The sequence below is a fragment of the Hymenobacter sp. 102 genome (assembly GCF_049949205.1).
GTDB lineage: Bacteria > Bacteroidota > Bacteroidia > Cytophagales > Hymenobacteraceae > Hymenobacter.
The window spans coordinates 105,796-128,819 of sequence record NZ_CP188174.1 but is presented as its reverse complement, the minus strand read 5'-3'; the positions used below and the strand labels follow the sequence as shown (position 1 = coordinate 128,819).

At 64.1% G+C, this 23,024-nt stretch carries 21 protein-coding genes and 1 pseudogene; 17 read left to right on the top strand and 5 right to left on the bottom strand.

Annotated features, from left to right (window positions below):
- Positions 1-11 precede the first annotated feature (11 nt).
- The 6 genes from ACN19L_RS24395 to ACN19L_RS24370 all read left to right on the top strand — a co-directional run bounded on the left by ACN19L_RS24395 (position 12) and on the right by ACN19L_RS24370 (position 5,281).
- Positions 12-572: a hypothetical protein gene (locus tag ACN19L_RS24395; RefSeq protein ID WP_426491457.1), complete on the top strand. Its 561-nt coding sequence runs from the start codon at positions 12-14 to the stop codon at positions 570-572.
- Between the two features lie 128 nt (positions 573-700).
- Positions 701-1,465 (top strand): conjugal transfer protein TraK, encoded by a 765-nt coding sequence (locus ACN19L_RS24390; protein WP_426491399.1) that lies wholly within the window; start codon positions 701-703, stop codon positions 1,463-1,465.
- A gap of 29 nt (positions 1,466-1,494) precedes the next feature.
- Positions 1,495-2,397: a DUF4138 domain-containing protein gene (locus ACN19L_RS24385; protein ID WP_426491398.1), complete on the top strand. Its 903-nt coding sequence runs from the start codon at positions 1,495-1,497 to the stop codon at positions 2,395-2,397.
- A gap of 10 nt (positions 2,398-2,407) precedes the next feature.
- Positions 2,408-3,826: a conjugative transposon protein TraM gene (gene traM, locus ACN19L_RS24380; protein ID WP_426491397.1), complete on the top strand. Its 1,419-nt coding sequence runs from the start codon at positions 2,408-2,410 to the stop codon at positions 3,824-3,826.
- 285 nt (positions 3,827-4,111) lie between these two features.
- Complete coding sequence (locus ACN19L_RS24375; protein ID WP_426491456.1) at positions 4,112-4,735, top strand: hypothetical protein; 624 nt, start codon at positions 4,112-4,114, stop codon at positions 4,733-4,735.
- A gap of 6 nt (positions 4,736-4,741) precedes the next feature.
- Positions 4,742-5,281 carry a hypothetical protein gene (locus tag ACN19L_RS24370; protein ID WP_426491455.1) on the top strand — a complete coding sequence of 180 codons (540 nt, stop codon included), beginning with the start codon at positions 4,742-4,744 and terminating at the stop codon, positions 5,279-5,281.
- Between the two features lie 141 nt (positions 5,282-5,422).
- Here the strand turns inward: ACN19L_RS24370 and ACN19L_RS24365 are convergent, their stop codons facing one another.
- Both ACN19L_RS24365 and ACN19L_RS24360 read right to left on the bottom strand, forming a co-directional pair.
- Entirely contained in the window at positions 5,423-5,551 is a 129-nt protein-coding gene (locus tag ACN19L_RS24365; RefSeq protein WP_426493624.1) for a hypothetical protein, read from the bottom strand.
- A 24-nt stretch (positions 5,552-5,575) separates the two neighbouring features.
- A pseudogene (locus ACN19L_RS24360) lies at positions 5,576-8,486 on the bottom strand (Tn3 family transposase); the annotation flags it as partial.
- Between the two features lie 150 nt (positions 8,487-8,636).
- On the opposite strand from ACN19L_RS24360, the gene ACN19L_RS24355 reads away from it, so the two are divergent.
- The 5 genes from ACN19L_RS24355 to ACN19L_RS24335 all read left to right on the top strand — a co-directional run bounded on the left by ACN19L_RS24355 (position 8,637) and on the right by ACN19L_RS24335 (position 12,132).
- Positions 8,637-9,248 carry a recombinase family protein gene (locus tag ACN19L_RS24355; RefSeq protein WP_426491393.1) on the top strand — a complete coding sequence of 204 codons (612 nt, stop codon included), beginning with the start codon at positions 8,637-8,639 and terminating at the stop codon, positions 9,246-9,248.
- Between the two features lie 28 nt (positions 9,249-9,276).
- Positions 9,277-10,122: a chromate resistance protein ChrB domain-containing protein gene (locus tag ACN19L_RS24350; protein WP_426491392.1), complete on the top strand. Its 846-nt coding sequence runs from the start codon at positions 9,277-9,279 to the stop codon at positions 10,120-10,122.
- A 104-nt stretch (positions 10,123-10,226) separates the two neighbouring features.
- Positions 10,227-11,039, top strand: a complete 813-nt coding sequence (locus ACN19L_RS24345; protein ID WP_426491391.1) for a DUF2490 domain-containing protein — start codon at positions 10,227-10,229, stop codon at positions 11,037-11,039.
- Positions 11,040-11,096: 57 nt separating this feature from the next.
- On the top strand, positions 11,097-11,675 hold the full coding sequence (locus tag ACN19L_RS24340) for a DUF1259 domain-containing protein (protein WP_426491454.1): 579 nt from the start codon (positions 11,097-11,099) through the stop codon (positions 11,673-11,675).
- Positions 11,560-12,132: a DUF1259 domain-containing protein gene (locus ACN19L_RS24335; RefSeq protein WP_426491453.1), complete on the top strand. Its 573-nt coding sequence runs from the start codon at positions 11,560-11,562 to the stop codon at positions 12,130-12,132. Before ACN19L_RS24340 ends, ACN19L_RS24335 begins: the two co-directional genes overlap by 116 nt.
- A gap of 48 nt (positions 12,133-12,180) precedes the next feature.
- Here ACN19L_RS24335 and ACN19L_RS24330 read toward each other — a convergent pair whose 3' ends face one another.
- The 3 genes from ACN19L_RS24330 to ACN19L_RS24320 all read right to left on the bottom strand — a co-directional run bounded on the left by ACN19L_RS24330 (position 12,181) and on the right by ACN19L_RS24320 (position 13,941).
- Complete coding sequence (locus ACN19L_RS24330) at positions 12,181-12,588, bottom strand: hypothetical protein (RefSeq protein WP_426491389.1); 408 nt, start codon at positions 12,586-12,588, stop codon at positions 12,181-12,183.
- A gap of 121 nt (positions 12,589-12,709) precedes the next feature.
- Entirely contained in the window at positions 12,710-12,958 is a 249-nt protein-coding gene (locus tag ACN19L_RS24325) for a hypothetical protein (RefSeq protein WP_426491452.1), read from the bottom strand.
- Entirely contained in the window at positions 12,955-13,941 is a 987-nt protein-coding gene (locus tag ACN19L_RS24320) for an MFS transporter (RefSeq protein ID WP_426491451.1), read from the bottom strand. The genes ACN19L_RS24325 and ACN19L_RS24320 overlap by 4 nt, the downstream gene beginning before the upstream one ends.
- A 160-nt stretch (positions 13,942-14,101) precedes the next feature.
- On the opposite strand from ACN19L_RS24320, the gene ACN19L_RS24315 reads away from it, so the two are divergent.
- From ACN19L_RS24315 to ACN19L_RS24290, 6 genes are all read left to right on the top strand, one after another.
- The gene (locus ACN19L_RS24315) at positions 14,102-14,494 is read left to right on the top strand and encodes a hypothetical protein (RefSeq protein WP_426491387.1); all 393 of its coding nucleotides are present in this window, start codon (positions 14,102-14,104) and stop codon (positions 14,492-14,494) included.
- 97 nt (positions 14,495-14,591) lie between these two features.
- On the top strand, positions 14,592-19,028 hold the full coding sequence (locus ACN19L_RS24310) for a CusA/CzcA family heavy metal efflux RND transporter (RefSeq protein WP_426491450.1): 4,437 nt from the start codon (positions 14,592-14,594) through the stop codon (positions 19,026-19,028).
- 39 nt (positions 19,029-19,067) lie between these two features.
- Positions 19,068-20,258, top strand: a complete 1,191-nt coding sequence (locus tag ACN19L_RS24305) for an efflux RND transporter periplasmic adaptor subunit (protein WP_426491386.1) — start codon at positions 19,068-19,070, stop codon at positions 20,256-20,258.
- Between the two features lie 58 nt (positions 20,259-20,316).
- Positions 20,317-21,084, top strand: a complete 768-nt coding sequence (locus ACN19L_RS24300) for a hypothetical protein (RefSeq protein ID WP_426491449.1) — start codon at positions 20,317-20,319, stop codon at positions 21,082-21,084.
- Between the two features lie 141 nt (positions 21,085-21,225).
- Complete coding sequence (locus ACN19L_RS24295) at positions 21,226-22,230, top strand: cation diffusion facilitator family transporter (RefSeq protein ID WP_426491384.1); 1,005 nt, start codon at positions 21,226-21,228, stop codon at positions 22,228-22,230.
- A 1-nt stretch (position 22,231) separates the two neighbouring features.
- Positions 22,232-23,020, top strand: a complete 789-nt coding sequence (locus ACN19L_RS24290) for a ZIP family metal transporter (protein ID WP_426491383.1) — start codon at positions 22,232-22,234, stop codon at positions 23,018-23,020.
- The last annotated feature ends 4 nt before the right edge of the window (positions 23,021-23,024 follow it).

Sequence of the window (23,024 nt, the reverse complement as noted above, 5' to 3'; positions counted from 1 at the left end):
CCTCCTTTCCGATGAACTATCCCACCCGCTACCTGGCCCTGCTGACCCTGGGCCTGGCCACTGCCTGTCAATCCAAAGAAGAAAAAGCCAACGCGGCCCTCGCCGACGCGCTAGAAGCGCAAGCGGAAAGCCCCGCTGAGCAGGCCCGTATGGCGGCGCAAAAAGCGGCTTACGCGCTGCCCCCGGCCCGGCCGGCCTCGGCGGTTGACGTGCGGGCCGGCGTGGAGCAGCTGCTGCCGGCCGAAGGCTACCTGGAGCTGGTGTCGGTGAAGGGGCAGGCCCTGCAGCCCATCACGCTCGGCCTGCCCCCTATGTGGCGCATCGGGGTGAAGCCGGGCTACCCCAAAGTAGGCCCCGGCTACAAGATTCCGTTCGAGGCGGTGCTGCGCTGGAAGCCCACGGGCTACGTGGAGACCAAGCCCAAATCGGCCTTGCTGGTGCTGCAGACGCCAAAAGACTCGCTGATGCGCTTCTACATCTCGGAGATGAGCGTGGGCAGCAAGGTCGTGCAGGTGCGGCCCGGGAGCCCATCACGGTGCAGGGGTGCTCTACACCTACCTCGACCGGGATAATGCGCAGCGGCTGCTGGTGTACCCCTACCAAGAAAAGCAAGTGTATCTGCCCCTGGCCAACTAAGGGCAGTGGGGAAGAAAGCCCCGGCCTTAAAAACCTCCTCTCGTTGACTTAATCAGCCTTTTTAATGGACTCCGCCAAAAACCTAAGTACCTCATTCTCCACCATGCGCAACCTGGCGATGGGGAGCGTCCTGGCCCTGCTGCTCGTGTCGCTGGCGGCGGGCTTTCTGGTGTACCGCGCCTACGAGAACAGCGGCCGGCGCGTGTACGTGGTAGGCCAAACCGGCTCGGTGGCCGCCCTCTCCGCGCCCAGCACCGAAACCCACACGCCCTATGAGGCCCGCAACCTGGTGCGCAACTTCATGCAGACCATGTTCGGCCACGACCAATACACCTACAAAACCAATCTGGACGCGGCCCTGCCCCTGATTGAGGGCCGCGGCGGCCGGCGCATCTACGACGGCTTCACGCGGGGCCAGGTGCTGCAGAACTACGAGCGGTACGCCGCCCGCAACGTGGTAACAGTCGACAGCGTGAGCATCGACATGAACCACCGCCCCTGGTCGGGCCGGGTGTATATCAAGCAGCGCATCTTCATCGGGGGTGAGCAGAAAGAGCCCCTGCCGCTGGCTGCCAAGTTCAACCTGACGGAAACCAACCGCTCCGATGCCAACCCCTACGGGATGCTCATCACCAACTTCGACTACATCCCCTACAACCCGCAGGTGTCGCGGGAGGAGATACAGGCACTGAAGGAGCAGGAAGCCGACCGGCAGCGGGCCCTGCTGGAAGCCCAGCGCAGCGCCGGGGCCCTGGCTCCGGCAGCCGGCGACGCGCCCGCCCCGGCAGCAACTCCGGTTACACCCGCCGCCCCCGCAGCGGGCAACTAATCCTATCCTTTCTCCAAGCGCATCGCACTATGTTTTCCAAGCTTTTGCTGGCCTTGAGCCTGCCCCTGCTGCTGGCGTCGGCCACGTCAGCCCAATCCTCCACGGCCGTGCTGCGGCCCGCCGCGGCACCACCGGCGGCCCCGGCGCTGCTGGACGTGGCCGTGTCCGACAGCTCCACTACTTACCTCGTTTTCGGCGGCCCCGTGTCGCTGGTCGACGTGGGCATGGCCAACAACTACCTGGTGAAGATTGAAGCTAACGCCGTGTTCGTGCGCGCCCGCCGCAAGTCCGCGCCGCCCACGCCCATCCTCATCCGCTACGGCTCCAAGTACTGGATGGGCCGCCTCGTGTACGTGAACCGGCCGGTGCTGCAGCTCTACGACTTTCAGAAAGACGGTGCGCTGAGCGTGAGCGGCGGCAGCAGCGAGGGCACGGCGGCCGGCGCGGCCCCGGAGAATGAGTTAGCCCTAGACAAGGAGCGGGAGAAGAAAGCGGCCGTGGAGGGCAAGCTCAGCCAGCTGCGCAAAACGCGGGAAGAGCACCAGGCCGTGGCCGTCGTCGACAACGACCTAGTACTGTCGCTGGCCAACGTGCGCAACGACAAGGATTTTACCTACCTGCGCTTCAAGGTCATCAACCACTCGGCCATTGACTACAACGTCGATTTCACCGACTTCCAGCTGGTGGAAAACGCCCATAAGAAGTTTCTGGCCCGCAAGAAGAACGAAGCGCGCCGGCCGCTGGCTCCCTCGGGCGGCTTAGCCAACCAAGTGGTTACGGGCCGCACCACCGGCTATCTAACCTATGCTATTCCGCTCTACGCGGCCACCGACCGGGGCTACCTGGAAGTGACCCTGCGAGAGCTGAACGGGGCGCGGGTTCTGGTGCTGCCAGTGCCTTCGCGGGTCATCAATCGAGCCTCTACCATCTAACGCCGCTGCTATGGAACCCGCAAATCCCCACACCCAACCCCCAGCCATGGGCTCCGCGCCGCACGACGACGCGGAGCACTTCGGCCCGCAGCGGCCTGCCCCCGCCGGCCAGCCCAAGGCCACGCCGCTGGAAACGCTGCGCAACAACTGGCTACTCCTGACCGGCCTGCTGGTGCTGCTGGTCGGCATGGGCCTGTTTCTCTGGCTGCGCTCCGCCACTCAGGCCGCGCAGCAGAAGAAGGAAGTCGTAGCGGCAGCCTCGGAAAACATCGAGCCCGAGATTAAGGCGGCCCCCACGGCGGCGGCAGAGCCAGTGTCGCCCTCCGCGCAGATAGAGCAGCAGCGCCGGCTGGAGCAGGAAGCCCAAAGCACGCCCACCCGCCTCAATACCGACGAGGTCGCGGAAGCCTTCGTGGCCGATACGATGGGGCAGGCCCAGCGGCGGAAGCAGCGGGCGGCGGCCCTCACGGCGGCAGCGCGCCGCCGGCAGGAGGAAGCCCGCCTCGCCGCGGCCGACGTGGACACCATTGAAGCCACGGTGCAGGACCCCGCAACGGGCTCGTACCATGCCCAGACGCTGGTGGTGCCCCGGCGGCGGCCGGGCCAGGTAGCCGGCAGCGTTGCCCGCCAGACCAGCTCCGGCGCGGCGCGCAGGGCGCGGGCCGCGCTGCTGCCGGCGACCGACACCGACGGCACCCCGTTTGAAACCGACCCGGACGTGCTGGCCATGCTGAGCACATCTCCGCCCGAAACCCGCGCCGCCTACGAGCGCATAACCGGCAAGCGCTACCGCGACCCCAGGGCCGTCGCGCAGACGTTGGCCAGCCGCACCAGCGCGCCCGGTATGGATGGCTTTAATACTGTCAAGGCCGCGGGCTCCGCTCGGATGATGGCCCAGAGCAGCCAGGTGGAGCTGGTGCCCGACGTCTTTTTCAAGTGCGTCATCAACGGCGAGCAAAAGGTGCGAACCGGCTCCGTGGTGCTGCTGCGGCTGCAGGAAGACGCCGTGGTGTCGGGCGTGACCTTCCCAAAGAATACCGTCTTCGCCGCCGTTGCCACCGTGGGTACCAACAATGTGATGCTGGAAGTCAACCGCCTCGGGCCCAACCGGGTCGCGGCCAGCATCTACGACTACAACTACATGCCCGGCATCATGATTGACCCCGTGAAGCGGGTAGCCAAAGATGCCAGCCTCGCTGGCCAGGACCTGCAGCAGCAGTCCATGCAGGAGGTCAGCACCGCCATTGACCGCTCCGCCTCGGCGGCCAACTCGGTGGTGGGCGTGGGCGGACGCGTGGCCATGGGCGTGCTCAGTCGGCCCAAAACCCGCACCAAGCTGCGGGACGTGCTGCTGCCCGACGGCTACCCCATCCTGATTACTACGGCTGCCGCCGGCCAAATGGGGTCGGCTACGGCGTCGGGACGCTAATCCTTTCATCAATTCTACGACAATGAAAAAGACTCTTTTTCCGGCCCTGGCGGCCGTTGCGCTGCTGCTGGCCCCGGCCGGTCAGGCCTGGGCGCAGATGGTGGTGAATGACCCGCTGCACATGGGTGTGCAGATTGGCGAGTTTGCCAAGCGCCTGCAGCAGTGGTCCTCCACGGTGCAGAATTACCAGGTAGTAAAGGACGCCCGTCAGATTGCCGGCGTTACGAAGGACATCACCAGCGAGGTTCGCAGCCTCACCCAGGAGGGCTCGACCTGCAGAAGCAGGTGCAGGCTGATCTGCGGAAGGTGCAGAGCATTCAGGACTTGCGGCTCTCCAACCCGCAGGAGCTGTTTGCGCGGGCCCTGGCCATGTCCGGCCGCAGCCAGACCAACCAGATGATGCCCGTCTACGCCAAGGCCCAGCGCCTGCGCCAAGCCCTGCAGCTGACCAACCCCGTGCAAGACGTGAATACGATGTACGACGTGTTCTCGCGCTTCGGCACCAGCTCGGCCGACCCCAACGGCAACATGACCAGCGACCAGTACCAAGCCAAGCGCGAGGAATCCACGGTTTCCCTGTTTGCAGCCGAAGAGATGATGGCCAAGCGCAAGCTGGCCATGGCGGTGAACTACTACAAGATTGCCGACGAGATGACCGCGCAAAGCGTGGAAATGCAGGCCACGCTGAAGAATCCGGGCCGCTACGCCATGACGGAAGGGGAGCGGATAGCTGCCCTGAACTCCTCGAACGACAACCTGATTAAGGCTATGCAGCTGCGCGAGCAGGGCGACCGGCTGTTCATGGAAGCCTCGCAGTCCGGCCCTGCCCACCAGGCCGCCGAAGCAGTGTACGCTTCGACCCTCAGCCGGAACGCTCTGATTAAAATGGACCGTGCACGGCCGCGCTAGCATCTTATGAAAAAGCTCCTGTTAGTGGTGCTCCTGCTCGCGGGGGTCGGCATTCTGCCGGCCTCCGCCCAGCGGCACGTCAAGCACCTGGCCTCTTGGGGGGCACACCTCGGCCGCTCCGAAACCGGCAACTACTATGAGTTGAGCTATATGCCCATGCTCACCAACCACCTGGCCCTGCGCCTGAGCGGGGGCTATGAGCACGGCACCCTTACTACTCGCGGCGAATACTCGGTGTATCAGGGCCGGGTTCTGCTCTCGCCCCAGCTATTCCGCCTCGGGGAGGTGGCCTACGTGCATCTGCTGGTGGGGGCTGGCGCGGGCTACGAGTGGACCAACCAGAACGGCACTGGGGAGATGATGACCGGTGCGAAAGAGCCGCAGCGCTTCACTTACGGCCCCCAGATAGGAGCCGAAGCGGATTTCTTCCTCGGCAACCGGCTCTCGCTCGTGGCCACGGGCACCAAAGGCTACCTGTTCAATAATCCGTTGGTCGACCAGTGGCCAGGCTTGGCCAGCGTTGGCCTGCGGTATCACTTTCGCTAATCACTCCTTCTAACCTATGAAACAACTTGCCTATCTACTGCTGAGCTGCGCGGCTCTGGTCACTAGCTGCTCGAAAGACAACGATGCCACGCCCTCCGGCCCGAAAGAGTATCGGCCTTGGTTAAAAGTTTGGTCCAAAAATTACATAGTGGGCGAGTCCATGTGCCAATCAGTCGTCAGCCAGGCCTGCACATCAAACTGAAGGGCATCCGTTAAGGCCTCATCGGAGAAATCGAACTCCCCTTGCAGGTTGAGGTGCTGCCAGCTCACGGGGGAGGTGCGGGCAATAGCATCGGCCACGGCCTGACGCTCGGCAACCGGCGTCTGAAACAGCTGCTGGTTCAGGTACAGGCAGTTCCAGCAGACGATCACGTTCTGTACCAACCGCTTGCAGGCGTCGGCCAGCTGATGCTCCTCTTTGCCGGCGTAGCGCAACTGGCCGCTTTGCCCATAAAAGACAGCCCGGGCGAAATGGTGCGCGCTTTCGAGCTTGTCCAACTGGTCGTCGATGCGTTTGCGCAGGTCCTGGTCGTCCATGTAGCGCAGCAAAAACTCCGCGCACGGCCCGGCCCAGTTCGCGCAGGGCTACATACAGGGGATGCTGGTGCGCGTAGGAATTGAGGCGCTTGAGCACAGTGGAGGCCGTTACGTGCTTGAGCTTCAGACTCACCACCAGGCGCAGCATCGTCTCCCAGTGGGCCTCGATAAGGTGCCGGTCCAGCGGCTTGCCCAGGCGCAGGCCGACTGCTGCAACGTCGGGGGCGCCCATGCCGGCGAACAGGTACAGCAGTTGCTCCTGGAAGGACTGGATGCGGGGGGCAAACTCGATGCCTAACAGGGCCGTCAGGGCGAAATTGACCTCCGTAAACCCATGCGTGTCGGTGGAGTGCAGCGCGGACTCGACCACCTCGTTGTGCAGCAGGCCATCGACCATGTACGGGGCCTCCCGCTCCGCCGAGCTGAAGGCGGCGGAATGGAACAGGCGGTGACGGTCATCAATGAAGCTGTAGAAGACGAGCCCCTTTTCCTGCCCGAAGTACTTGTAGGAGTAATTGGCGTGGATCGAGTCCACCGCCACGTAGTATTTCTGGCCATCCGATGCCGTGTGCACTGGCTGGTCGGGAACCCGCCGGAACAAGCGGCTGACCGGCAGCTTGCCCGTCAGGGCAATCACCGCGTCATTGGCTCGGCGCACGTTTTCCAGCGCAAAATACCAGTTGACCGTATTCTCCAGCGTGGCCTGCGCCACGTGTTTGGTGGCATGGGCCATGCGCGTCAAGCCCAGATTGCAGCCGTAGGCCATCACGCCCGCAAAGAACACCCGGTCGGCGGGACGGGGCGGGCGATGCCGCGGGTTCCAGTGCTCGAGGCAGTCGGTAAAGCGGCACTGCTGGTTGACCGTATGCAGCACTTCGTGCAAGGCAATCTGCCCTGGCCCCGGAAACAGCGGCCGGCTCCCGGCGGGCGCGTCTTCGGCCGCACGGGCCGGGGTCAGAAAATACGGCCGGCCACCGGCCCGCTGCCGCACGCCGGGATTTGTGCCGGCCGTCAAGCGGTCCAGGGTACGGGTGATGCTGGTAGCTAATCGGTCCTGGAGCGCGTCCAGCCACGGCCCGGCAGCAGCCAAGTGCGAGAGGCTGGCCTGAAACAGCCAGTGGTCCCGCTGTGCGGCCCACGCCGCCGCGTCGAGCAGATAGGCCTCGAAGGGACGGTAGCTGAGCGACTGCACCAGGTTGAGTTTGCCAGCTTTTAAGTGGTCCGCCACGTGCCCGGCCAATAGAGCCTTGTAGAGCGATACAGGACTCTCCGCCTGCTGCAAGGCCGCCCGCTCAGCGGCTTTGAGGAACGCCGTTGGGGGGTGGTTACCCAGCTGTCCGTCGCGCATCCGATAGTGGACCAACGCCTGGGCCAACGGGCTGTCGGAAGGGCCTTCATAGGCTACCGTACGCAAAATATCGCCGAGCCGGCGCTGTAGTGCCCGGGAACGCTCCTCAATGACGCGGAAATACGGGTCATAGCCGCCTCCACTCGTGCGCCGCAACTGCTGGGCGGCCAAGCGCAACTGCCCAAACGCCGCTACGGACGGGGTATGCAACCAGGCCAGCAGCGCGGCTACCTTGTCCGCATTGGTTCGATCAAAGGCAAACGCCATCCGCTCCAGTTCCTGGAGGGCGGCACCGTGCGTGACAACCCCGTCGAGCACCTGCTGCAGCTGCGCGGCCGTATCTTGTTGCTGGCGGTAGACCCGCTGCTGGGTGTCGCGTTGGGCGGCGTTGCGGTGAGTCTGCACGGCCTGCAGCAGGGTGTCGGTGAGCAGGTCGCCCACCTGATAGTATTGATACACCACGAAACAGAGCACCATCAGGTATTTCTTCTCCGCTTGCTGCTGCACCTGGAAGACCTGGGCCCGCTCGACGTAGCGGGCATAGTAGCGGACCAGTTCGTCCGACAGCGCCAATGCCTGCACGACGGGCTGTACCTGCTTAAATAAGGATTGCAGCACGGCATAGTCCTGCACATTCGCACGGATGGCCGCCGGGCGCATCAGCTCCAGGCTGCGCTTGAGCGTGGTGAGGCGGTACGGCCGGTGCGCATGGGCCGGCTCATCGTCGGCGGTGGTGAACAAAGCGTCCAATCGCTGCCGCAACGTCGGCGTCAGCAACAGGGCCAACTGGGCCGTGACCTGCTGGTCAACGGCGCGAAAGGCATCGGTGACCACCCCGGCCAGGGCCGCGTAAGTGGGCACTTCCCACCGGTGGGACCGCAGATAATCGGCTACGGTGCGGAAGACGGCGGCCGGGTTGGGCTGCTGACGGGCGAAATGGATGGCTTGCTGCTGCACCAAGACCAGCACGTCAGCAAAGGGGCGCACCCCGAAGTGGTGCAAGAGCACAGGCCGGTGGCGGAAGCTGGCTACGTTTTCGTACCGGCTCCAGTCCACGGCCCCCAACTGGAACCGCTGCTGGACGTAGGCCCGGTCGGCGGCCATGAACTGCTCCACGGGAAAAAACCGGCCGGCGGCCTTAAAATAGCCGAGCTGCAGAATGAAGCCGCCGCGCATGTGGGGTGCCGTCATGGGTTGGAGCACAGCCGCGGTCCATTCAGGCAGGGCAAAAAATAACTCGCGTTGCAGCGGCGTAAACGGGGGCGGGGCGTCGAACGCCCGGCGCTGAGCCGTGTCGAGCAAGGGTAGGGTACGGGCCATCGGGTGTCTCGCGAAACGGACGTTTTACCGAGGCATCTGTCCCGGCCGGTTCGTTGCGCGCCAACCTACCCAAAAATTGTCTCATTTCCTGTTCTCACGAATCAATAACTCACTATCTTCGGCCTCGTTGACTTTGTGAGAATAATCCGCATGATGTACGGCTACGCCCGAGTGAGCACCCCCGACCAGCAGGTGTATTTGCAGACCGATGCGCTGCGAGCGTACGGCTGCGCTGAAGTAGTAGAGGAAAAAGTCTCTTCCGGGAAAGAGCGCCCGGCTTTGCAGCGGCTGCTGACGCAACTGCGCGCGAGTGATACGCTGGTGGTGTGGAAACTTGACCGGCTGGGCCGTTCCTTGAAAGAGTTGGTGACACTGGTGACCGGGTTTCAGGCAAAGGGCGTACAGTTTGTCAGCTTGCACGACCACCTGGATACCACTACCGCCCAGGGACGCCTGATGTTCAACCTGTTTGCTTCCTTGGCCGAGTTTGAACGGGATATTATCCGCGAGCGAACCACGGCCGGGCTGACGGCCGCCCGTGCCCGGGGTCGTCAAGGCGGCCGACCGAAAGGCCTGTCGAAACAAGCGCTGGCCAAGGCGCAGGCCGCCAAGACGCTGTATCTCCAGCAAGACAAAACCGTGGCCGAAATCGGGCAACTGCTCGGCGTTGGCCGGGCAACCATTTACCGGTACTTAGCCCACTTAGGCGTTCCTACGGGCAGCCAGGCCATTGTTGGCGCACCATCCTCCCCGGTGGTTTGAGGGCCGTAATTGCATTGTTCTCTTGCCCATGCACTGGATTACCCGCGAGCGTCCCAAGATTGACCGGCTGGCCTGCCCCTGGCTGATTCTACGCTTCATCGACCCGGCCGCTGAAATCATCTACGTGCCCGCGGCGGAGGTAACGGCCACGGCCGAGCGCACCGGCGCCATTCCGTTTGACGTGCCGGGGGTGGAGTTCACCCACTACGGGGCGGAATGTACTTTCGACTATTTCCTGCGCAAGTACCAGCTGAGCGACCCAGCCCTGCTGGCCATGGCGCCGGTGGTGCGCGGCGCCGACACCGACAACCACGCCCTGGCCCAGCAGGCGGCCGGGCTGTGGGCCATTTCGGCCGGGCTGGCCTACAACATCCGCGACGACCAGCAACTGTTGCAGCAGGGGCTGGTGCTCTACGACGCGCTTTATACCTGGGCCCAACACTTGCAGGGGCAGGCCCACACCCAGCAGCCCGAGGAGCAGCTGTTGGTGCAGGTATACACCGCTTACCTGCAGCGCGCCAAGGACCGCAATGCCCCGCCCCCGGCGTGGACCGTGCAGCTGCGCGAGCTGATCCAGGACCACCTCGACACGAACCTGGCGCTGCGCCTGACGGAGGTGGCCGAAACCCTACAGGTCAACCCGACCTACCTCTCTCGCGAGTTTGCCCGGTATTTCGACGACCTTTCCTTTGGGGAGTATATTCGTAAGATGCGCATCGACAAGGCCCTGCAGCTGTTGGATACGACCACCTACCCGGTGGGCGAAATTGCCTACCTGACGGGCTTTTCCGACCAAAGCCACTTCACCCGCATTTTCAAGCAGCACACCGGCCAGAGCCCCGCCGCCTACCGCCGGAAACGCACGGCGAGGTAAAGATTCTACCAACGGAAAATTCCGTTCTATTTTTCCCACTAGGCGGGCCGTAGCATTGCCGTCGGGTGGTGCCTCTCGCGTGAAGGGAGCAGCAGCCGGACCTGATGCGCAACCGACTTTCCTTTCTTACTTCGACCTGGCAGGGCCCCGTGGTGCTCGGGGGTCTGGGGCTGCTGCTGGCCCTGCCGGCGCGGGCGCAGAAGCAGTTCGTGCGTGAGCAGCAGACTTGGGTGGGCTACTTCAACCAGACGCGCTTCTCCCAGCACTGGGGCACCTGGACCGACCTGCATGTGCGGCTGCACGACCACTTCGTGCAGGCCCTGTTTCAAACGGTGGCCCGCGGCGGGCTCACATACTACCTCACCGACGATGTGCGTCTGACTGGCGGCTACGCCTACGTGCACCACTTCCCCGACGGGGCCCGCACCATCGGGCAGGCCGAGCACCGGCCCTGGCAACAGGTGCAGTGGTTCACCCGCTTTCCGCAGGCCCGGCTGATGCAATGGGTGCGGCTGGAAGAACGGTTTCGGCGTCATATCGTGCAGAACGAGCGCACCGACGCATTCGACTTCAACTGGCGCACCCGCTACAACCTGGCGCTGTTTCTGCCGCTGACCAAGCGCCGGTTTGAGCCCGGCGGCCTGCAACTGCTGCTCAACGACGAGCTGATGGTGAACCTGGGCCGGGAAATCCGCTACAACTACTTCGACCAGAACCGGGCCTTCGCCGGGCTGGTGTACCAGGTCAGCAAGCAGGCCCAGCTGCACGCGGGCTACATGCACCTGTTTCAGCAGCTGCCGGCCGGCGACACCTACCGCAACCAGCACACCATTCGCCTGTTTTTCTTCCATAACCTCGATTTTTGCCCCGCGCCGGCCGCCGTTCCGCTGGCTGTACCACCAGCCCCGCCGGGCTAAGGCGGCGCCCGTAAAGGGGCATAGCAACGCCCCATCAACCTACTAGCCCCACCCGCCATGGACCATCTACTTTCCCGCCGCGACGCGCTACGCGCCACCGCCCTGCTCGGCGCCACCTCCCTGCTACACCCCGCCGACTCGCTGGCTGCGGCGGCTGCCCCCGGCAAGGGCAAGACGCCCCCGCTGGCTGCGCCCGACCAGGCCGCCATCGACGCCGCTCTGGGCAAGAAGGGTACCTACAACGAGGCCCAGGCCACGCACGTGGTGAGTCTACCGCGCAACGACCTGAACATGCGCATCAAGGGCGAGCCGGTGCCCATTCCCTTCGGCTTCGGCGGCTGGATGGCTATCAAGCACACGCTCGATGGCAAGTCGGCCATGCTCATGAGCGACACGGTGCTGCTGCAGGAGGAAGTGGCCCCCCTGATGGACGCGGCCCACGCCAACGGGCTGGAAGTGGGGGCGGTGCACAACCACTTCTTCTACGAGGAGCCGCGCATCTTCTACATGCACGTGCGGCATGGGCAGCCCGGCCGAGCTGGCGCAGAAGTTTGCCGCCACGCTGAAAAATTCCAAGCTGCTGCCCGCCAACCAGCCCGCCTCGGCCGCCGCGCCCAGTGCCGCGACGGGCAATAATGGAACGCCGGCCGCCCCGGCAGCCCCCACGGGCAAGGAGCTGTTCGACCTGCCGGCGCTGGACAAGCTGGTGGGGGCCCAGGGCACCGTTAACGGGCCCACCTATAAGTATACCATCGGCCGTGAAGACCTGCAGGTGGTGATGATGAACACGGAAATGACGGCCGCCATCGGGCTGAACTCCTGGGCCGCGTTTGCCGGCAAGCAGGACGATGCCCACATCGCCGGCGACATTGCCATGCTCGAAGGCGAAGTCAATCCCGTCATCAAAGCCCTGCGCGCGCACAAGCTGGAAGTGGTGGCCGTGCACAACCACATGCTTTTTGACCAGCCCCGCATGGTGTTCCTGCACTACTACGGCCGGGGCCCGGCCGCGCAGCTGGCCGCCGGCTTCCGCTTGGCCCTCAACCAGCTAGGTAAAAGCAAGCCACAGCACATGCCTGGCACGGAGCATTAGGCGGGCACTGTATTGTTCAATACAGCGCAGACTGCGCACAGACAACACTTACTGCTGCCGCAGCCACTCCAGGGCGCTGCCTTCGTTGTCAAACCACCGATACACCGGATAGGGAGTCATAACCCGCATACTGACATTTGTGCTGGCTAGGCGAGCAAATACTTCATGAGAGGGCAGAACAGCGGCGTAACGATATCCCCCGTCGCGCAGAGCCCGCGGCAACCACTCGTGCAGCAACCATTCCTGCTCGGGCGGCGGAATGGGCATCATCAGGCGTTGATCGGCCAAGACTTTGCCGCTACCACTGGCGAGTAATAGCCGCAGCACCTGTTCCAATACGGCCCGGAATTCCGCTGGTTGATACCGGTGAGAAGTCCAGGTAACGCGTACTATCAACTCCGCGTCGAGTTGCAGTGAGGCGGCAGGTAACTGTATTGCAGAATCCGGGAATAGCATACGGCACGAGTGGTAAAGTGCGCGAAAATACCACCTCTTAGTAAACCAAGCGCTGGAATAGCCCGCAAGAATACGATTAACAGGAAAATGTGTCTCCTCCAGCGCAGCGAGCAACAAACACTCAGGGTTTTCGTGGCTCCGATGGCCTCATGGCTTGCCACGTGAATAACCAAGAACCAGCAAGCAGCAGCAGGCCCAGCAGCCCACCCCACCAAAATGAGTGGGTGGGGAAACGGGTACCCAGCCAGCCGGCCAGCGGGTAGGCGAAAGCCCACCACAGGTGGCTCCAGGCGAAGTGCGCCCCATACACCCGGCCCTGGTATTCCTCGGGTGTTTGCTCGGCAATGATGGTTTGCGTGGCAAGATTCACCGCGTTTTGTCCGGCCCCGGCCAGCAGCCAAAGCGCCAGTAGTCCCCCAGCCTCGCGTAATTGGCCGGCAGCACCGCTAAGGTGGTGAGCAGGGCCCCAGCCAGCAGAAACGTGGCATGGGCCACCCGCTTGGCCAGGCCTCCAGCCAGCAGAGCGGCGGCCGTGGCCCCGATGCCGAAGGCGGCCATCACCCAGCCGTAAGCCGCGTCGCCCAGGCCCAGGCGGCCCTTCACGTCGCCCACAGTGTTCACCAGAATCAGGGCTCCGCTCACAGCGGCCCCCAACTCCAGCAATAGGGCGTAGCGCATCGGGCCGTCGCTCCAGAGGCGGCGCGTGCCCACCAGCAGGTTCGGCACGGTGATGCGCTGTTCATCTTGGTTTTCGTTCTCGGCGCGCAGGCGGGCGGGCAGGGTCAGAATCAGCACGCCGGATAAGAGAAACGAAACGGCATCCACAAAGAAGATGTCGCGGGCGCCGAGTAGGACTGCCACGCCGCCGGCCAGGCCCGGCCCGAGTACACCCAGCAACTCCTGAGTAGCACTGGCCAGACTCAGGGCGGGCGCCAGCTCCTCGTCGGTCGTGACGGCCGGCAACGTAGCCTGAAAGGTGGGCGTGAAAAACGCGGTGAAGGCGTTAACGGTAAACATCAGCGCATAGACCTGCCACACCTGCGTGACGAAGGGCAGCAGAGCAATGACCATCATGCGCACCGCGTCGGCAGTGACCATAATGATCTTACGGTTGAAGCGGTCGGCCAGCAGACCAGCCAGCGGTGAGAGAACCACGAAGGCCGTCACGCGTAGCGTCAGGGCAAAGGCCAGCACGCCGGCCGATTCGGCTCCGCCTAGCTCGTAGGCCAGCAGGGCCAACCCCACCCAGGTCAGCGCGTCACCGAAGAGGCTGATGGTCTGAGCCGCGTACAGGCGGGCGAAGACCGGGTTTCGTAATGTCTGGAAAGGCGCGAGTAAGGTAGCGACAGGCATAGCAGCAAGTGTGATGCGTGACCGTGTACGTGCCAGCCGCCAGGACAGCCAGGCAAACAGCATACGACACTTACACCACCCGGCGGCTGCGGAATTAAAAATGAACCTGAATTAGTTGCGCACGTAGACGCTTTGCCCAACGCTGGGTATATTTGTGCCCATGTCGCGTTTTCTGCTTCTGTTGCTCAGCTTTCACCTGCTCGCCGTCAGCTTGCTGCCGGGAGGGGATGCGCGTGAGCTAACGGAAGTGGCTTCGGCTTGGCAGCACCGCACGCACGAGCACGCCAGCAGCACCCTACTGGACTTCGTCTACGACCACTTTGTGGCCGCTGACTCGCATGAGCACAGCGGTGACCACGCCGCCGACCACCAGTCCCTGCCGCTGCACCACGGCCACGATACGGCCTCTGCGGCAGTGTACGTGCTACCGGTTGCGCTAACCTGGCAACCCAACCCGGCCCAGTACGCTGCGGCCAGCCGGTTGCCGAACCATGCCGAGCCCGCCGCCCGCCAAGGAGTGCTGCGCCCGTGCTGGCAGCCCCCCCGGGCCTAAATCACCCCCCGCTTTTCTGGGTTACGTTCCGACGTCCGGCTTTTCCTAAGGGAAGGTCTGTGGCCGTCGGCACATCGTGTTGATTTAGACTTTTTTCATGCTGGACTCCATTATTCGCTTCTCGATCAAGCACAAGCTGCTGATCGGGTTGCTGACACTGGCCCTTGTGGCCTGGGGCGGTTATTCCGTGGCGCACTTGCCCATCGACGCCGTCCCCGACATCACCAACAACCAAGTTCAGGTCATTACCCAAACGCCCTCCCTCGGTGCCCCCGACGTGGAGCGGCTGGTGACCTTCCCCATCGAGCAGGCCATTGCGACCATTCCCAACGTGGAGCAGGTCCGCTCCTTCTCGCGCTTTGGACTGTCCGTCGTCACCATTGTCTTTCCCGACGATGTGGACGTGTACTGGGCGCGCAACCAAGTAACAGAGCGGCTTAAGGAAGCCGAAGCGCAGATTCCGGCCGGTGTCGCGTCGCCCGCGTTGGCCCCGGTGACGACGGGCCTGGGTGAGATTTACCAGTATGTGCTGCACCCGAAGAAGGGCTACGAGAAGAAATACTCGCCCACGGAGCTGCGTACGTTGCAGGACTGGTTGGTGCGTAGGCAGCTGCTGGGTACGCCCGGCGTGGCCGACGTGTCGTCTTTCGGCGGCAACATTAAGCAGTACGAGGTGGCCGTGGACCCCGAGCGGCTGCGCAGCTACAACGTAACTATCGGCGAGCTGTTTAACGCGCTGGAGCAGAATAACCAGAACACGGGTGGCGCTTACATCGACAAGAACCCGGCCGCCTACTTCATCCGCACGGAGGGCTTGGCCGGGTCGTTGGAAGACGTGGGCCGCATGGTGGTAAAAGCCCCCGAGGACGCCAACGGCGTGCCGGTGCTGGTGCGGGACGTGGCCGAGGTGCGCTTCGGCCATGCCGTGCGCTACGGCATGATGACGCGCAACCAGGAGGGCGAAGTGGTGGGCGCACTGGTGCTCATGCTCAAGGGTGCCAACTCCTCGGAGGTTATCAAGAACGTGAAAGAGCGCATGGCTACGATTCAGAAAACCCTCCCCGAGGGCCTGGTTATCGAGCCGTTCCTGGATCGCACTAAGCTGGTGGACCAGGCCATTCACACCGTCACGAAAAACCTGGCCGAAGGGGCGCTCATCGTGATTTTCGTGCTGGTTATCTTCCTGGGCAACCTGCGCGCTGGCCTCGTGGTGGCGTCGGTGATTCCGCTGGCCATGTTCTTTGCCATCGGCCTGATGCGCACCTTCGATGTATCGGGTAACCTACTGAGTCTGGGCGCTATTGACTTCGGACTGATTGTGGACGGAGCCGTGATTATCGTCGAAGCCATCGTGCACCGGCTCGCCATCCTGCCCCGGGCCGCAGGAGCAACGATACTTTCCCGCGAGGAGATGGACGACGAGGTGTACCACGCCTCCAGCAAAATCCGCTCCTCGGCCGCGTTCGGCGAAATCATCATCCTCATCGTGTACCTGCCGCTGCTGGCGCTGGGCGGCGTGGAGGGCAAGATGTTCCGCCCGATGGCCCAGACGGTGGCGTTTGCCATCCTTGGCGCCTTCATTCTCTCGCTCACCTACGTGCCGATGATGTCGGCGCTGACCCTGAGCCGCAACACCGAGCACAAGCCCAATCTCTCCGACCGGGTGCTGGGCAACCTGGCCGTGCGCTACCAGCGCGTGGTGGAGTGGGCACTCGGTGCCAAAACGTTGATTCTGGGCGTAGCGGTGGCGCTTTTCGTCGGGGCGCTGCTGCTGTTCCGCACCCTCGGCGGCGAGTTTATCCCGCAGCTGGAGGAAGGCGACTTCGCGGTAGAGACCCGCGTGTTGCCCGGCTCGTCCATCACCTACACCGCCGAAAAGGCCCAGCAAGCGGCCGGTATCCTGCTCAAGGAGTTTCCCGAGGTGAAGGAAGTGGTAGCCAAAGTCGGCTCCTCGGCCATCCCGACCGACCCCATGCCGGTGGAAGCCTGCGACTTGATTATCGTACTCAAGGATAAGAAAGAGTGGACCACGGCCGATACCCGTGAAGGGCTGGTTGAGAAGATGTCGGAGCGGCTGGGACGGATTCCGGGCGTGACGTTCGGCTTCCAACAGCCTATCCAGATGCGCTTCAACGAGCTGATTTCGGGCGCCAAGCAGGACGTGGTTATCAAGATTTTCGGGGAAGACCTGCAGCAGCTCGATGACTATGCCAGCCGCGTGGGCAACATCATCCGCACGCTGCCCGGTGCTTCCGACCTGTACGTGGAGCGGGCTACCGGCCAGGCGCAGATTGTGGCGCAGATTGACCGGGACCGGCTGGCCCAGTACGGCCTGACGGTAGAAGCCGTCAACCGCACGGTGCAGGCCGCGTTTGCGGGCGAGGTAGCCGGCCAGGTGTTCGAGCAGGAACGCCGGTTCGACCTAGTGGTGCGCCTGAAAGAGGGTTCTCGTCAAGACATCAACAGCCTGCGGCAGTTGTTCATTGCCACGCCCAGCGGCCGGCAAGTACCCCTCGACCAGGTGGCGAAGGTATCGCTCATCAGCGGGCCAAGCCAGATTCAGCGCGACGACGCCAAACGCCGCATCACGGTGGGCTTCAACGTGCGGGGCCGCGACGTGGAAAGCCTGGTCAACGAAGCCCAGCAGCGCATCAACAAGGAAATGAAGTTCGCGCCGGGCTACTATGCGACCTACGGCGGGCAGTTCGAGAACCTGCAGTCGGCCCGCGACCGACTCCTGATTGCCGTGCCGATAGCGCTGCTGCTCATCTTCCTGCTACTCTACGCCACGTTCAACTCCCTCACCCAGTCGGTGATGATCTTCACCGCCATTCCGCTGTCGGCTATCGGTGGGGTGCTGGCGCTGTGGCTGCGCGACATGCCGTTCAGTATTTCGGCAGGAGTAGGATTCATTGCCCTGTTCGGGGTGGCCGTGCTCAACGGCATCGTGCTCATCGGTTACTTCAACCAGCTCAAGGAAGAAGGCATGACGGACCTGCGCCAGCGCATTCTGGAGGGCACGCACGTGCGGCTGCGTCCGGTGCTGATGACGGCGATGGTGGCCTCATTGGGCTTCCTGCCGATGGCCCTGAGCACGTCGGGTGGTAGCGAGGTGCAACGGCCGCTGGCCACGGTGGTGATTGGCGGGCTGGTGACGGCCACGCTGCTCACCCTGCTGGTGTTGCCGGTGCTCTATTACCTGGAAGAAGCGTGGACGGCGAAACGGGACGCGAAGAAGGATGATTCGGTGAACACCACCAAGCTGGGCGTCGCGGGTAGCATCTTGCTGGCGCTGACTCTGCTGCCTGGCACCAGTTGGGCGCAGAAGCCGGGAGCAGCGGAAGGCGACGTGCTGAATGCCACGCAGGCCGTGGACGTGGCGCTAGGCCAGAGCGGCACGGTGCTGGGCGCGCAGCAGCAGGTAGCGGCCCAGCAGGCATCGGTACGGGCGGCCCGCGAAGTAGGCCGCACCACCATTCAGGGCAGCTACGGGCAGTACAACTCCATCAAGAACGACAACCTGTTCACCATCACGCAGCCGCTGGCCTGGCCGGGGTACTACCGCACGCTCACGGCCCTGGCTAAGGCGCAGGTGGTGACCAAGGAGCAGCAACTGGCCCTAGCCCGCGCCGACGTGCGCCGGCAGGTGCGGCTGCAGTACGAAGCCGCCGTATACGCCCGACACCGGCTGCGCACGTTGCGCGTGCAGGACAGCCTGTACACGGAGTTTGTGCGGGCCTCACAAGTGCGCTTCCGCAATGGCGAAACGGCCCGGCTGGAAGTATCCACGGCGCTGGTGCAGCAGGGCGAAACCCGCACCCGGCTGGCCCAGACCCGCGTGGAGTACCAGGTCGCCATCCGTCAGTTGCAAGCTCTGCTGCAGCGCGTCGAGCCGGTTGTGGTGGCTGATAGTACCCTGACGCTGCTCACACCCAAAGTAGCCGCTGCGGCCGACGACACCACGTTGCTGGCCAACAGCATGTTGTCACAGGTGCTGCGGCAGCAGATTCGGGTGGCCGAGGCCGAAACCCGCGTCGCGCAGGCACAGGGCAAGCCCGGTTTCACCGTGGGGTACTTCAACCAGTCCATCCGGGGTGAGCAGCTGGTCGACGGCGGCGGTACGCGGACCTTCACCGGCAGCGACCGGTTTCAGGGTGTGCAGGCCAGCGTGGCCCTGCCCCTGGTGCAGGGTCCGCAGCGGGCGCGGGTGCAGTCGGCCCGGCTGCAGGAGCGGGTGGCCCAGATCGGCTACGTGCGCTACCAGGCGGAGCTGGCCGGTCGGCTGGAAACGCTGCTCACCCAACGCGCCGAGCAGCAGCAGCGCCTGCAGTTCTACGAGCAGACGGCGCTGCCGCAGGCCGACGTGATTACCCGCGTATCGACCAAAGCCTTCAAGGCGGGCGAAAACGGCTACACCGAGTACCTGCTCAACTTGGACCGCGCCCTACGTCTGCGTACCGACTACCTCGATGCGCTGCTGCAGCACAACCAGACCGTCATCGAGCTGGACTACCTGCTGAGCGCCGGCGAGTAAGCCACCGCGCCGTCTTTCCCATATCTGATATTTTCTTGCATGAACTCTCCTTTGTATAAGGTAGCGGCCCTGAGTCTGTTGGTACTCGGCGCCGGCTGCCAGGGCAACGAGCCCTCCGAAACGCCGGCCGCCGAAACCACTGCCGCCCCAGCCGACAGCACCGCTGCAGCCGCGGCCCCGGACCTGATTACGCTGACCGCGGACGAGCAGCAACTCGCGGGCATCCAGACGACCACGCTGGACCAGCGCGTGCTGGGCGCCGGCCTCAAAGTCAACGGCGTCATCGACGTGCCGCCGGATAAAATGCTCTCCATCAACGCGCCTCTGGGCGGCATCGTGGAAAGCACCTCGCTGCTGCAGGGCACGCCCGTGCGCAGGGGTCAGGCGCTGGCCGTCATCCGCAACCCCGCGTTTATCCAGTTGCAGCAGCAGTACCTGGAAACCCAAAGCCAGCTGCGCTACGCCCGGACCGATCTGGTTCGGCAGCGGGAGCTGGTGCGCGAAGAGGTAGCCCCGGCCAAAAATGAGCAGCAGGCCCAGAGCCGCTACGATATGCTGGTGGCGCAGGCAGCCGGTTTGTCGGCCCAGCTGCGTCTGGCGGGGCTGCCGGTGGGTAAGCAGCCGTTCGTGTCCACGGCGACGCTACGCGCCCCGAAAGACGGCTTCGTGAAAGCAGTCAACGTGGCCGTGGGCCAGAGCGTGACGCCGACCGACGCCCTGTTTGAACTTGTGGACCCCGAGCACATGCATGCCGAGCTGACCGTGTTCGAGAAGGATGCGGCCCAGCTGAAAATCGGCCAGCGCATCCGCTTCACGGTGCCCAACGACAGCAGCGTCGAGCGGGGAGCGAAAGTGTACCTCATCGGCCGCACCGTGGACGAGGAACAGCGCACCGTGCGCGTCCACGGCCACCTGGACCGGGAAAGTGACCCGGCCCTCCGCCCCGGCATGTTCGTGCGGGCCGTTATCGAAACCACCTCCCGGCGCGTGCCGGCGCTGCCCGACAAGGCCGTGGTGGACTACGAGGGCAAGCAGTACGTGTTCCGGCAGGAATCGGCGGCGAACGGCCAGCGCAGCTACCGCATGCTCGAAGTCCGGCGCGGAGAGCAGGCCGACGGCTACAGCGAGGTCTTCCTACCGGGGCAAGCTACGGCCGATACCGCCGCCCGCTACGTGACCGAAGGCGCTTACTCCCTGCTGAGCAAGCTCAAAAACGCCAGTGACGAATAACCCACCCCGCAGCTGGTAGCTGCCGGCTGCGCATTCCTTCACTTCTGATTTCATTTCCATGACTCGTAACACATTTGTTGTCCTCGCCTGCCTGCTGGCGGCTGCCCCTGCCGCCCAAGCCCAGGTGCCGACCACCTCGGAAGCCGACCACGGCCATCCGCACCCCAGCCCGAGCGAGGGCGCCAAGCCCGCCGCCCCGTCGCTGCCGACGGTATCGTACACGCTGTTCACCACCAAATCGGAGCTGTACGCCGAATCGAAGCCGCTCATTGCGGGGGCTCCGAACCGCTTCACGGCCCACCTCACCAAGCTCGGCACCACCTTCAAGCCCTACACGGCCGGGCAGGTGACAGTCAGCCTGCAGGTAGGCGGCAACACGGTGAAGGCGTCGGCGGATGCGCCGGCCGCACCCGGCATCTTCCGGTTTCAGCTGCCGCCCGCCCCGGCTGGCACCGGCACGCTGGTCATCGACATCGTGACGCCGGAGTTTACCGACCAGTTCACCATCCCGAACGTGATGGTGTACGCCAACGCGGAAGCCGCGCGTCAGCAGCCGAAGAACGAGGAAGCCGGCGACATCACCTACATCAAGGAAAAGTCCTGGGTGCTGGCGGATTTCGCCACTCAGCTGTTGACGAAGGGTAGCGTGGGCAGCGGGAAGAAGGCCACCACCGGCCTGGTGGTGCCCCGCGGCGTTGGTCGACGTCAAGGGCAAGCCGCACGTCTACGTGCAGCGCACGGGCGAGCGGTTTCAGCTGCGGTCGGTGAAGACCGGCGCGACGAACGGGCAACAGGTACAGTTGCTCAGCGGCGTCCGGGAGGGTGAGCGGGTGGTGGTGCGTGGTGCCCAGGACATTCAACAGGCAACCGCCGCCGGGCAGTAGACCCAGTGCCGCGGCGTGCATCCGGCTGGGTGTACGCCGTGGCCTACCGGGCCATCATCTTTTCCACCACAACCCATTCACCCATGCAACTCCCTCAATTCCTGCAGGACTTCCTGAAGAAAGGACCCGCTGGGGCCAAGAAGGGCTTGGATGCCGTCGTTACGTCTTCGGAACGCGGCATCTGGGCCCTGAAATGGTCCTTCATCGGCCTGGCCATTACCTCGGTGCTTCAAATCGTGGTGTTCTTCTACTCGGGTAGCACTGCCCTGCTGGCCGATACCATCCACAACGTGGCCGACGCAGCTACGGCCGTCCCGCTCTGGATTGCGTTTCGCTTCACTAACCGGCCGCCTACCAAGCGCTTCACCTACGGCTTCGGCCGCATTGAAGACCTGGCCGGCCTCATCATCCTGGTCATCATCCTGGCCAGTGGCATCGTGGCGGGCTACGAGTCCATCCAGCGCTTCTACCACCCCGAGCCGGTGAAGTATCTTGGGGCCGTGGCGGTAGCCTCGGTAGTCGGCTTCCTGGGCAACGAAGCCGTGGCCATCTTCCGCATCAAGGTGGGTAAGGAAATCGGCAGCGCCGCGCTGGTGGCCGACGGCTACCACGCCCGTACCGACGGTATTGCCAGTCTCTCGGTACTGCTGGGCGTCATCGGCATTTGGCTCGGCTTCCCGCTGGCCGACCCCATTATCGGGCTGCTCATCAGCTTGGTCATCCTGAAAATCGTCTGGCGCTCGGGTAAGGACATCTTCACCCGCCTGCTCGACGGCGTAGACCCGGCAATGGTGGACGCGGTGCGGGCCAGTGCCCAGCAAGTGCCCGGTGTGCAGGGCGTCGATACCATTCGGCTGCGCTGGCTGGGCCACAAGCTCAACGCCGAAGTAGACGTGGCGGTGGACGACTCGCTGACGGTAAGTCAGGCCCACGACCTGGGCAGCCGCGTGGAAGCGCAGCTCATCCGCGACGTGCAGTACCTCAATACCGCGCTGGTCCACACCGACCCGGTATCGGCGGCCGGGCACCAGCACGGCACCGGCACCGCCCACGCTCAGGACGTTCAGGTACTCCCAACCGATGTGTAATATGCTGTTAACTACCATCCTGTTGCTCGTGCCCACCGAAGCACTGGCCCCGTGGACCACCGTGCTGGGCTATGCCCTACTGCCAGTCGGCGTCATGGTCATTGGGGCCCTACTTGGGGTCTGGCGCGTGCCGAGCCCCGCGCTACGCGGGGCGCTGCTGCACTTCGCGGCCGGCGTCGTGTTTTCGGTCGTTGCCGTTGATGTGCTGCCGGACATCGTGGAGCGTCGCGCGCCCTTGGAAGTTGGGCTGGGCTTCGCGCTGGGGCTGGCCGTGATGTTCGGCCTGCGGTACTTCACTCAGCGCCTGGAGAAATCCGGTTCCACGACCGAAACGCCGACGCCAGACGCGCCCGAGGCGCTGCCCTGGGGGATGCTGGCGGCCGTGAGTATCGACGTCGTTATCGACGGACTGCTGCTGGGCATCGGCTTCGCGGTGGGGGCCAAGGAAGGGACGTTGCTAGCCATTGCCATTGCGCTGGAAATGCTCACCCTCAGTTTGACCACGGCCGTGGAGCTGCGCCGGAGCGGGCAGAGCCGGGGCAAGACAGTCCTGATTCTGACGGCCCTGGCCAGTATGATTCTGGTGGGAGCCGGCCTGGGCCTGTTTGTGCTGCAGGGCGCTTCCGATCAGTTCGTGGAGGCCGTCTTGTCCTTCGGGCTGGCCTCGCTGCTGTATCTGGTCACGGAAGAGCTGTTGAGCGAAGCGCACGAGCTACCCGAAACCACGCTACAGACGCTGGCCTTCTTCGGCGGCTTTCTGCTGTTCCTGCTGCTGGGCATGATGGCGTAGCCGG